The 11,119-nt window shown below is 56.2% G+C and carries 8 protein-coding genes; 6 read left to right on the top strand and 2 right to left on the bottom strand.

Going from position 1 to position 11,119, the window contains the following annotated elements; all coding sequences use genetic code 11:
- Positions 1 to 336 precede the first annotated feature (336 nt).
- Positions 337 to 1,068 carry an arginine ABC transporter substrate-binding protein gene (locus IAE27_RS03930; RefSeq protein WP_070557104.1) on the top strand — a complete coding sequence of 244 codons (732 nt, stop codon included), beginning with the start codon at positions 337 to 339 and terminating at the stop codon, positions 1,066 to 1,068.
- Positions 1,069 to 1,109: 41 nt separating this feature from the next.
- Here IAE27_RS03930 and orn read toward each other — a convergent pair whose 3' ends face one another.
- Positions 1,110 to 1,655 (bottom strand): oligoribonuclease, encoded by a 546-nt coding sequence (gene orn, locus IAE27_RS03925; RefSeq protein WP_004097954.1) that lies wholly within the window; start codon positions 1,653 to 1,655, stop codon positions 1,110 to 1,112.
- Between the two features lie 94 nt (positions 1,656 to 1,749).
- Between orn and rsgA the strand changes: the two genes are divergently transcribed.
- The 3 genes from rsgA (at position 1,750) to mscM (ending at position 7,219) form a co-directional block, all read left to right on the top strand.
- On the top strand, positions 1,750 to 2,811 hold the full coding sequence (gene rsgA / locus IAE27_RS03920) for a small ribosomal subunit biogenesis GTPase RsgA (protein ID WP_004109167.1): 1,062 nt from the start codon (positions 1,750 to 1,752) through the stop codon (positions 2,809 to 2,811).
- Positions 2,812 to 2,906: 95 nt separating this feature from the next.
- Positions 2,907 to 3,869 carry an archaetidylserine decarboxylase gene (gene asd, locus IAE27_RS03915; RefSeq protein ID WP_070557056.1) on the top strand — a complete coding sequence of 321 codons (963 nt, stop codon included), beginning with the start codon at positions 2,907 to 2,909 and terminating at the stop codon, positions 3,867 to 3,869.
- 23 nt (positions 3,870 to 3,892) lie between these two features.
- A complete protein-coding gene (gene mscM / locus IAE27_RS03910) occupies positions 3,893 to 7,219 on the top strand; it encodes a miniconductance mechanosensitive channel MscM (protein ID WP_200091952.1) in 3,327 nt (1,108 codons plus the stop codon).
- A gap of 119 nt (positions 7,220 to 7,338) precedes the next feature.
- On the opposite strand, the gene epmA is transcribed toward mscM, so the two are convergent.
- Entirely contained in the window at positions 7,339 to 8,316 is a 978-nt protein-coding gene (gene epmA / locus IAE27_RS03905) for an elongation factor P--(R)-beta-lysine ligase (RefSeq protein WP_004117360.1), read from the bottom strand.
- Between the two features lie 275 nt (positions 8,317 to 8,591).
- Here epmA and frdA point away from each other — a divergent pair, with 275 nt between their 5' ends.
- The gene (frdA, locus tag IAE27_RS03900; RefSeq protein ID WP_026055996.1) at positions 8,592 to 10,382 is read left to right on the top strand and encodes a fumarate reductase (quinol) flavoprotein subunit; all 1,791 of its coding nucleotides are present in this window, start codon (positions 8,592 to 8,594) and stop codon (positions 10,380 to 10,382) included.
- Positions 10,375 to 11,109 (top strand): succinate dehydrogenase/fumarate reductase iron-sulfur subunit, encoded by a 735-nt coding sequence (locus tag IAE27_RS03895; RefSeq protein WP_004109180.1) that lies wholly within the window; start codon positions 10,375 to 10,377, stop codon positions 11,107 to 11,109. The genes frdA and IAE27_RS03895 overlap by 8 nt, the downstream gene beginning before the upstream one ends.
- The last annotated feature ends 10 nt before the right edge of the window (positions 11,110 to 11,119 follow it).

Genomic DNA, 11,119 nt, shown 5'->3' with positions numbered 1-11,119 from the left:
GCGACCCCGACCTTGGCAAGGTCGTGCTCTACCAACTGAGCTATTCCCGCAAACTTTTGGCCATATTTCTATGGCGTCGTGATTTGCATTTCTGCTTCGTCACGGGAGGCGCATTATACGAGAATTCGATTTAGCTGCAACCCCCCTGAAAGCAATTTTTTTCGTTTTTGATTTAAGTGACCACTTTATCACCACATTCAGGCCTGTTTTGTCTAAATAAGCAGCAAATGCGGCAAAATGACTTTTTCCGGGCTCGCTAAAGGCGCAAAATCACTCAAGTTTACAGGCGGATATCGCCCGCTGACGGTCAACAACGATGATAACCAGGGAAATAAAATGAAAAAAGCGCTTACCGTCCTGCTGCTGGCTACGCTTGCCACAGGAACAGCATCGGCAACAACGCTACATTTTGGAACAACGACGGCCAACCCGCCGTTTGAAACCGTCAGTGGCAAAAACCAACCCACGGGTTTTGATATCGATTTGGCCAACGCGTTGTGCAAGCAGATGCAGGTCGAATGCAAATTTACTCCCCAGGGCTTCGATACTCTCATCCCGGCGCTGCGTTTTAAGAAATTCGACGCCGTGATTGCCGGTATTGAAGTGATTCCAATGCGAGAAAAGCAGGTTGCATTCAGCCATCCCTATCGCCAGGAGCTCTCCGGAGCAATAGTCACAGCGAAAGACGCTGCCCATACCTTTGCCGATCTCAAAGATAAAAAACTCGGCGTCGTAAGGGGCACCATTCATCAGCACTACCTGCGTGATAAACAAAAAGCCGTGCACGTGCTGCCTTATGACAGCGATGAAAGCGCCCTGAACGCGCTGAAAGAAGGTGTGATTAGCGGAGTGATGGGCGATCAGGAGACCTTAACGAAATGGCTCGAGGATAATCCCGAATACGCGATTATGGACGAGCGCGCCACGGATCCCAGCTACTACGGTAAGCAGTACGCCATTGCGGTGCGTAAAGATGATCCTGAACTGCTGAATAATATCAATGCCGCTCTGGATGTCGTCAAAGCCTCGCCGGAATTCCAGGCGATGGAACAGAAGTGGTTTAAATAGTCAGACGTACTACCGGGGCGCTTCTGGCCCCGGCATAAGCATTAGAGCTTGATGAAGTGCTCGCGGTAGTAAGCCAGTTCCGCTACCGATTCGCGAATATCGTCCATCGCCTGATGCGTTCCTTGTTTTTTAAAGCCGTCGAGAATTTCCGGCTTCCAGCGACGAGCCAGCTCTTTAAGCGTACTGACGTCAAGATAGCGATAGTGAAAATAGGCTTCCAGCTCAGGCATATATTTAAACAAGAATCGGCGATCCTGACCGATGCTATTGCCGCAGATCGGTGACTTACCCGCCGGCACCCACTTTTTGAGAAATTCGATAGTCGCCAGTTCTGCCTCACGATCGCCCTGGGTACTCGCCTTCACCCGCTCCACCAGTCCGCTACCGGTATGGGTACGCACGTTCCACTCATCCATTAATGCCAGCTGCGCGTCTGACTGATGTACGGCAATCGTCGGCCCTTCCGCCAGAATGTTCAGATTCGCGTCAGTCACCAGGGTGGCGATTTCGATGATGCGATCGCGCTCCGGATCCAGCCCCGTCATTTCAAGATCGATCCAAATCAGGTTGTTTTCATCTGCACTCATGTTATTTTCCACCCTTCTTACGTCACTATATTCATCTAAAATAGCGTGTATCATAGAGGTTTTGCCCGTACAGGGCGACCAGGAGCCAGTTCGATTGAGTAAAAATAAACTCTCCAAAGGCCAACAGCGCCGCGTGAAGGCCAACCACCAGCGCCGCCTGAAAACGACTTCGGAGAAGGCCGATTTTGATGACAACCTGTTCGGTGAAAAATCCGAAGGGACCGTTATTAGCCGCTTTGGCATGCATGCCGATGTCGAATCCGCCGACGGTAGCGTCCACCGTTGCAATATACGCCGCACTATCCGTTCGCTGGTCACCGGCGATCGTGTGGTCTGGCGGCCAGGCAAAAGCGAAGCTGACGGCGTCAACGTCAAAGGCATCGTCGAGGCCGTGCATGAACGGACCTCCGTACTGACGCGCCCGGATTTCTATGACGGCGTCAAACCTATCGCCGCCAATATCAATCAGATTGTCATCGTTTCCGCCATCTTGCCTGAGCTTTCTCCGAATATTATCGACCGCTATCTGGTGGCCTGCGAAACGCTGAACGTCGAGCCGCTGATCGTGCTCAATAAGATCGATCTCCTGGATCAGGAGAGCATGGACTTCGTCAACGAGCAAATGGACATTTATCGCCATATTGGTTACCGCGTACTGATGGTCTCCAGCCGCACGCAGGATGGCCTGAAGCCGCTTGAAGAGGCACTTACCGATCGGATCAGTATCTTTGCCGGGCAGTCTGGGGTAGGCAAATCCAGCCTGCTGAACGCGCTGCTGGGCCTGCAGGATGACCAAATCCTTACCAATGACGTTTCGGATGTCTCCGGACTGGGGCAGCACACCACTACGGCCGCGCGCCTGTACCACTTCCCGCACGGCGGCGATGTGATTGACTCGCCGGGGGTACGCGAGTTCGGCCTGTGGCATCTCGACGCGGAACAAATCACCCACGGCTTTGTCGAATTCCATGATTATTTAGGCCGATGCAAATACCGCGACTGCAAACACGATACCGATCCGGGCTGCGCCATTCGCGAAGCGGTGGAGAAGGGCGAAATCGCTGAAAGCCGGTTTGAAAACTACCATCGCATTCTGGAAAGCATGGCGCAGGTGCAGGTAAAAACGCGTAAAAGCTTTTCATCAACCGATGACTGACATTTAAGCTGAGCATCGTTAGAATCGTCCCCCTTTTTCAGGCCCCCGCCGACGCGCGGGGGTCAGGAACGACAAATAATGGCCTGGAGGCTACCTTGTTAAACGATCTTAAACTTTCACTGCAATACATTCTGCCTAAACTGTGGCTTACCCGCCTCGCAGGCTGGGGTGCACGCAAGCGGGCAGGCTGGCTGACAAAACTGGTCATCGATCTGTTCGTGAAATATTACAAGGTCGATATGAAAGAGGCGCAAAAGCCTGATACTGCCAGCTACCGGACCTTTAACGACTTTTTTGTTCGCCCGCTGCGCGATGACGTGCGTCCGTTAAATACTGACCCGAACGTACTGGTGATGCCCGCCGATGGCGTCATCAGCCAGCTCGGCGCTATTGAAGACGATAAAATTTTGCAGGCCAAAGGCCACAACTACAGTCTGGAAGCGCTGCTGGCCGGCAACTACCAGATGGCGGATCTGTTCCGTAACGGCAGCTTTGTCACTACCTATCTTTCCCCGCGCGATTACCACCGCGTGCACATGCCGTGCAACGGTATTCTGCGTGAAATGATCTACGTACCGGGAGATCTGTTCTCCGTAAACCATCTGACCGCGCAAAACGTGCCGAATCTTTTTGCCCGCAACGAGCGCGTCATCTGCCTGTTCGATACTGAGTTTGGCCCCATGGCGCAGATCCTGGTCGGCGCCACCATCGTCGGCAGCATCGAAACCGTGTGGTCCGGTACCGTCACGCCGCCGCGTGAAGGCATCATTAAGCGCTGGACCTGGCCTGCGGGCGAGAGCGAAGGTTCCGTCGCCCTGCTTAAAGGCCAGGAGATGGGCCGCTTTAAACTGGGTTCCACGGTGATTAACCTGTTTGCTCCGGGTCAGGTGAAGCTGGTTGAGCAGTTACAAAGCCTGTCAATAACCAAAATAGGCCAGCCGTTGGCGATCGCGCCTGAAGCCGTGACGCCGGTCGAGCCCGCTCCGCTGGCAGCCGAAGAAGTCCGCGCTGAACACGCCGCCAGTCCGCTGGTTGACGATAAACAAGACGAAGGTTAATTCCTGAAAGAAAAGGTTACGCCGTGCGCCTGATATACACTTTCCTGTTGGCCTGGTGCCTCAGTTTCGGGGCGTACGCAGCGACAGCCCCGGATGCTAAACAGATAACCCAGGAGCTGGAACAGGCGAAAGCGGCAAAGCCCGCCCAGCCTGAAACCGTCGAAGTCCTGCAGTCTGCCCTGAATGCGCTTGAGGAGCGTAATGCCTCCCTTGAGCGCGCCCGTCAGTATCAGGACGTTATTGATAACTTCCCCAAACTGTCGCAAACCCTGCGCGCGCAGCTCAACAATCTCAGCGATGAGCCGCGCCAGGTCTCCACTACCCTCTCCTCCGATGCCCTGAACCAGGAGATTCTCCAGGTCAGCAGCCAACTGCTGGAAGCCAGTCGTAAAGCTCAGCAGGAGCAGGACCGCGCCCGCGATATCGCCGACTCGCTCAACCAGCTGCCGCAGCAACAGAGCGATGCCCGCCGCCAGCTGAATGAGGTCGAGCGCCGGATCGGCGCGCAAAGCAGCAATACGCCGCTGGCGCAGGCGCAAAATCTTGGTTTACAGGCAGAGTCCGCGCGGCTGAAAGCGCTGGTCGATGAACTGGATCTGGCGCAGCTTTCCGCCAATAACCGCCAGGAGCTATCACGGTTGCGATCCGAGCTGGCGCAGAAAGAGAGTGAGCAGCTCGACGCCTGGCTACAGGCATTAAGAAATCAGCTCAATAACCAACGGCAGCGCGAGGCGGAGAAAGCGCTGGAAAGCACCGAGCTGCTGGCGGAAAACAGCGAAAACCTGCCGCCGGATATCGTGGCGCAGTTCAAAGTGAACCGCGAACTGTCGCAAGCGCTAAACCAGCAGGCGCAGCGGATGGACTTGATCGCCTCTCAGCAGCGCCAGGCGACCAATCAAACCCTGCAGGTGCGTCAGGCTTTAAACACGCTCCGCGAGCAGTCCCAATGGTTAGGTTCTTCCAATCTGCTTGGCGAAGCCCTGCGCGCGCAGGTGGCGCGTCTGCCGGAAATCCCGCGACCGCAGCAGCTGGATACCGAAATGGCGCAGCTGCGCGTGCAGCGCCTGCGCTATGAGGATCAGCTCGGCAAGCAGCCACAGCTAAGACAAATTCGTCAGGCCAACGGTGAACCCCTCACCAGCGAGCAGAACCGCATTCTTCAGGCTCAGATGCGCACGCAGACAGAGCTGCTCAACTCCCTGCTGCGCGGCGGCGATACGCTTATGCTCGAACTGACCAAGCTGAAAGTCGCCAACGGCCAGCTGGAGGATGCGCTCAAAGAGATCAACGAAGCGACCCACCGCTATCTGTTCTGGACCTCCGACGTCAGCCCAATCGGCTTCTCCTGGCCACTGGAGATTGTTCAGGATTTACGCCGTCTGATCTCGCTCGATACCATGAGCCAGCTCGGTAAGGCCAGCATGATGATGCTGACCAGCAAAGAGACCCTGCTGCCGCTCTTCGTCGCGCTCATTCTGGTAGGGTTCAGCGTCAGCTCGCGGCGCCATTTCACCAGCTTCCTGGAGCGTTCCAGCGCGCGCGTCGGCAAGGTTACGCAGGATCACTTCTGGCTCACCCTGCGAACGGTGTTCTGGTCTATACTGGTGGCCTCGCCGCTGCCGGTACTGTGGATGACGCTGGGCTACGGTCTGCAGTCTGCCTGGCCTTTCCCGCTGGCCGTGGCGATTGGCGATAGCGTCACTGCAACGGTGCCGCTGCTGTGGGTGGTAATGATTTGCGCCACTTTTGCCCGCCCGAACGGTCTGTTCATCGCCCACTTTGGCTGGCCGCGCAGTCGGGTTAGCAAGGCGATGCGCTACTATCTGATGAGCATCGGGCTCATTGTGCCGCTTATTATGGCGCTGATTACTTTTGATAATCTCAACGATCGCGAGTTCTCAGCCTCGCTGGGTCGCCTCTGCTTTATGCTGATTTGCGGCGCGCTGGCGATGGTGACCCTGAGCCTGAAACGCGCCGGCATCCCGCTGTATCTCGATAAAGAAGGCAGCGGCGACAATATGCTTAACCGACTGCTGTGGAATATGCTGCTCGGCGCGCCGCTGGTGGCAATGCTGGCGGCGGCAATCGGCTATCTCGCCACATCGCAGGCGCTGCTCGCCAGGCTCGAAACGTCGGTCGCCATCTGGTTCCTGCTGCTGGTGGTTTATCACATCATTCGCCGCTGGATGTTGATTCAGCGCCGTCGCCTGGCGTTCGATCGCGCGAAGCACCGTCGGGCGGAGATCCTAGCCCAGCGCGCCCGCGGCGAAGAGGAAGTCCAGCATACCAGCAGCCCGGAGGGTTCGATGGAAGCTGAGGTCAGCGAGGTCGATCTTGATGCCATCAGCACCCAGTCGTTGCGTCTGGTGCGCTCCCTGCTGATGCTGATCGCGCTGGTGTCGGTTATCGTGCTGTGGTCAGAAATCCACTCCGCGTTTGGCTTCCTGGAGAATATCTCGCTGTGGGACGTCACCTCCACGGTACAGGGCGTTGAGAGCCTGGAGCCGATTACCCTCGGCGCGGTGCTGATAGCCATCCTGGTGCTGATTATTACTACCCAGCTGGTGCGCAACCTACCCGCGCTGCTGGAGCTGGCCATCCTCCAGCATCTGGAACTGACGCCGGGCACCGGCTACGCCATCACCACCATCACTAAGTATCTGCTGATGCTGATCGGCGGTCTGGTCGGCTTCTCGATGATTGGGATTGAGTGGTCCAAGATGCAGTGGCTTATTGCCGCGCTCGGTGTGGGTCTCGGTTTTGGTTTGCAGGAGATCTTCGCCAACTTCATCTCCGGCCTGATTATTCTGTTTGAAAAACCGATACGCATTGGCGATACGGTCACCATTCGCGATCTCACCGGTAGCGTGACGCGCATTAATACCCGCGCCACCACCATCAGCGACTGGGACCGTAAAGAGATTATCGTGCCAAACAAGGCGTTCATCACCGAACAGTTCATCAACTGGTCGTTGTCGGATTCTGTGACCCGCGTGGTGTTAACGGTGCCTGCCCCGGTGGATGCCAATACCGAAGAGGTGGCGCAGATCCTGCTAAATGCCGCGCACCGCTGTTCGTTGGTTATCGATACTCCGGCGCCGGAAGCGTTTCTTGTTGACCTGCAGCAGGGGATCCAGATTTTCGAGCTGCGTATCTACGCCGCCGAAATGGGTCACCGTATGCCGCTACGCCATGAGATGCATCAGCTGATTCTGGCCGGATTCCGCGAGCACGGTATCGATATGCCGTTCCCGCCGTTCCAGATGCGCCTGGAGAGCATCGATGGCAGAAAAAGCAGCAGGGCGCTGACCTCGGCAGGGAAAACCAGCCGCGCGCCCGGCAGTCTGTAATATCGGCCTTGCCTGAACGCGGGCAAGGCCAGAACTGTCGCACTCCCGGACAATCAACCATACCGCCGCACATCGGCGGTCATCCCCGTCAATGTCCTGCGGGAAAGCGGAGAGAAAGATCAGGCGCGGTCGACGGTAAACGAGATAACGTCGCCGATGCTTTCTGCGCCCAGCGCCAGCATCACCACCCGGTCAACGCCCAGCGCTACGCCGGAACAATCCGGCAGCCCGGCTTCCAGAGCGGCCAGCAAATGATGATCGATTGGCTGCTGCGGCAGTCCGCGAGCCGCACGCTTGCGGTTATCCTGCTCAAAACGCTGCCGCTGTTCTCGGGCGTCGGTGAGCTCATGAAAACCATTAGCCAGCTCAATGCCTTTGTAATAGACCTCGAAACGTTCCGCTACGCGATGATCTTCGGTGCTGATTTGCGCCAGTGACGCCTGGCTGGCCGGGAAATGATAGATAAACGTCGGACGATCTTTACCAATATGCGGCTCGACGCCCATGACAAAAAGTAGCTGAAGCAGCGTGTCCCGATCCTCTTCCGTATCGGCAATATTGCTCAAATCGAGCTTAGCCGCCACTTCGCGCAGCTGCGTTTTATCTGCCGACAGCGGGTCGATTTCCAGATGACGCAGGAAGGCTTGCTGATAAGAGAGGCTTTCGGCCGGCTGGCAGTCGAGTACCTGCTGTAGCAGATCGTCTACTTCGTTGATTAGCCGGTACATGTCATAGCACGGACGATACCACTCCAGCATGGTGAATTCCGGATTATGATGGCGCCCCATCTCTTCATTACGGAAGCTACGGCATAGCTGAAAAACCGGGCCGCAACCGGCCGCCAGCAGGCGCTTCATGTGATACTCCGGGCTGGTCATCAGATACAGATTCAGCCCCTGAGAATGACCCGGTCCTACGAAACGCGTTTCAAACGGGACCATATGGATATCCGTCACCGTCGCCTGACTCATGCAGGGCGTCTCCACCTCCAGCACGCCGCGGTCGGTAAAGAAACGACGAATTTCCGCCATCACCGCTGCACGTTTTAACAGGTTTGGAATGGATGCGCTCGGCTGCCAGGTTGCCGTTTCGCTCATGGTACTTTCTCCGATTTGAAACAAGGGCCCGAAGTCTACTCGTAACTGGCGAATGAAACAAATTTTGTGCGAAAAGGCAAAAGCGTCACATACGCTTAATTTATTGATAACCCAAAAACATACAGTGGATAGATAAACAACCGCACATAACGATAAAAAAATCGAACACGTCAATTTTCCCTCATAACCCTGCGGCTATACTCCTTACCTATAAAGGAGCAGTGATACGTTTTCGCCAGCCCGGCGGCGAAATAAACAAAAACTGGAGGAATGTCGTGCAAACTTTTCAAGCCGATCTTGCCGTTATTGGCGCAGGCGGAGCAGGTCTTCGCGCTGCAATTGCCGCCGCGCAAGCTAATCCAAATGCTAAAATCGCTCTAATTTCGAAAGTCTATCCTATGCGCAGCCATACCGTTGCTGCTGAAGGGGGTTCCGCTGCCGTCGCGCAGGATCATGATAGCTTTGAGTACCATTTCCACGATACCGTTGCAGGCGGCGACTGGCTATGCGAACAGGATGTCGTCGACTACTTCGTTCATCACTGCCCGACGGAAATGACCCAGCTTGAGCAGTGGGGTTGTCCGTGGAGCCGCCGCCCTGACGGCAGCGTCAACGTCCGGCGCTTTGGCGGTATGAAGATCGAGCGAACCTGGTTCGCAGCCGATAAAACCGGCTTTCATATGCTGCACACCCTGTTCCAGACCTCGCTTCAGTTCCCCCAAATCCAACGCTTCGACGAACACTTTGTCCTCGATATCCTGGTCGATGAAGGTCAGGCGCGCGGTCTGGTCGCGATGAATATGATGGAGGGTACGCTGGTACAGATCCGCGCCAACGCGGTAGTTCTGGCGACCGGCGGCGCAGGACGCGTATATCGCTACAATACCAACGGCGGGATCGTCACCGGCGATGGTATGGGTATGGCGCTCAGCCACGGCGTACCGCTGCGCGATATGGAGTTCGTGCAATATCACCCAACCGGCCTGCCGGGTTCCGGTATTCTGATGACGGAAGGCTGCCGCGGTGAAGGCGGTATTCTGGTCAACAAGAATGGCTACCGCTATCTGCAGGATTACGGCATGGGCCCGGAAACTCCGCTGGGCGAGCCAAAAAACAAATATATGGAGCTGGGTCCGCGCGACAAAGTCTCCCAGGCTTTCTGGCACGAATGGCGTAAAGGCAACACGATCCCAACGCCGCGAGGCGACGTGGTCTACCTCGATCTGCGTCATTTGGGCGAGAAAAAGCTGCTTGAACGTCTGCCGTTTATCTGTGAACTCTCAAAAGCCTACGTGGGCGTCGATCCGGTGAAAGATCCCATTCCGGTACGTCCAACCGCGCACTACACCATGGGCGGTATCGAAACCGACCAGCAGTGTGAAACCCGTATTAAAGGGCTGTTTGCCGTTGGCGAATGCTCTTCTGTCGGTTTGCACGGCGCTAACCGTCTCGGCTCCAACTCGCTGGCGGAGCTGGTGGTGTTTGGTCGTCTGGCCGGTGAACAGGCCATGCAGCGCGCCACCGAAGCGGGCGAAGCCAATAGCGCCGCGCTGGACGCGCAGGTCGTCGATATCGAGAAGCGCCTGAAGGACCTGGTGAATCAGGAAGGTAACGAAAACTGGGCGAAGATCCGTGATGAAATGGGTCTGTCGATGGAAGAAGGCTGCGGCATCTACCGTACGCCGGAGCTCATGCAGAAAACGGTTGATAAGCTGGCCGAGCTGCAGGAGCGCTTCAAGCGCGTGCGTATCACCGACACCTCCAGCGTGTTCAATACCGACCTGCTGTATACCATCGAACTGGGTCATGGTCTGAACGTCGCCGAATGTATGGCGCATTCCGCCATCGCGCGTAAAGAGTCCCGCGGCGCGCATCAGCGTCTGGATGAAGGCTGCACCGAGCGTGACGACGTCAACTTCCTCAAGCATACCCTCGCCTTCCGCGACGCCAACGGTAATACCACTCTGGAGTACAGTGATGTGAAAATCACCACTCTGCCGCCGGCAAAACGCGTGTACGGGGCGGAAGCGGAAGCAGCCGAGAAGAAGGAGACGACGAATGGCTGAGATGAAAAACATGAAAGTCGAAGTGGTGCGCTATAATCCGGAAGTGGATATCGCACCGCACAGCGCTTTCTATGAAGTTCCCTACGACGAGCAAACCTCGCTGCTGGATGCGCTGGGCTATATCAAAGATAACCTCGCGCCGGATCTTAGCTACCGCTGGTCCTGTCGCATGGCGATTTGCGGTTCCTGCGGCATGATGGTGAACAAAGTACCAAAGCTGGCCTGTAAAACCTTCCTGCGCGAATACACCAAAGGCATTAAGGTTGAAGCGCTGGCTAACTTCCCGATTGAACGCGATCTGGTGGTCGATATGACCCACTTTATTGAAAGTCTGGAAGCCATTAAGCCGTACATCATCGGCAACCCGCGCACGCCCGATCAGGGACCAAACAAGCAAACGCCGGCGCAGATGGCGAAATACCATCAGTTCTCCGGCTGCATTAACTGCGGCCTGTGTTACGCGGCCTGCCCGCAGTTTGGTCTTAATCCGGAGTTTATCGGCCCGGCGGCGATCACCCTCGCCCATCGCTATAACGAAGACAGCCGCGACCACGGTAAAAAGGAACGTATGGCGCAGCTTAACGGCCAGAATGGCGTATGGACATGTACTTTCGTGGGCTACTGCTCCGAAGTCTGCCCGAAACACGTCGACCCGGCGGCCGCGATCCAGCAGGGTAAGGTAGAAAGCTCGAAAGACTTTCTTATCGCCACCCTGAAACCACGCTAAGGAGTGCAGT

The organism is Klebsiella sp. S69 (assembly GCF_016516145.1).
GTDB classification, from domain to species: Bacteria; Pseudomonadota; Gammaproteobacteria; order Enterobacterales; family Enterobacteriaceae; genus Klebsiella; species Klebsiella oxytoca.
The sequence above is the reverse complement of the archived record's forward strand: the minus strand, read 5'-3'. Positions and strand labels throughout refer to the sequence as shown.

What these genes read in the sequence shown, in the direction of transcription:
- IAE27_RS03930 (WP_070557104.1), top strand. Translation starts at nt 337, where the DNA reads ATGAAAAAAGCGCTTACCGTCCTGCTGCTGGCTACGCTTGCCACAGGA.
- orn (WP_004097954.1), bottom strand. Translation starts at nt 1,655, where the DNA reads ATGAGTGCAGATGAAAACAACCTGATTTGGATCGATCTTGAAATGACG.
- epmA (WP_004117360.1), bottom strand. Translation starts at nt 8,316, where the DNA reads ATGAGCGAAACGGCAACCTGGCAGCCGAGCGCATCCATTCCAAACCTG.
- IAE27_RS03895 (WP_004109180.1), top strand. Translation starts at nt 10,375, where the DNA reads ATGGCTGAGATGAAAAACATGAAAGTCGAAGTGGTGCGCTATAATCCG.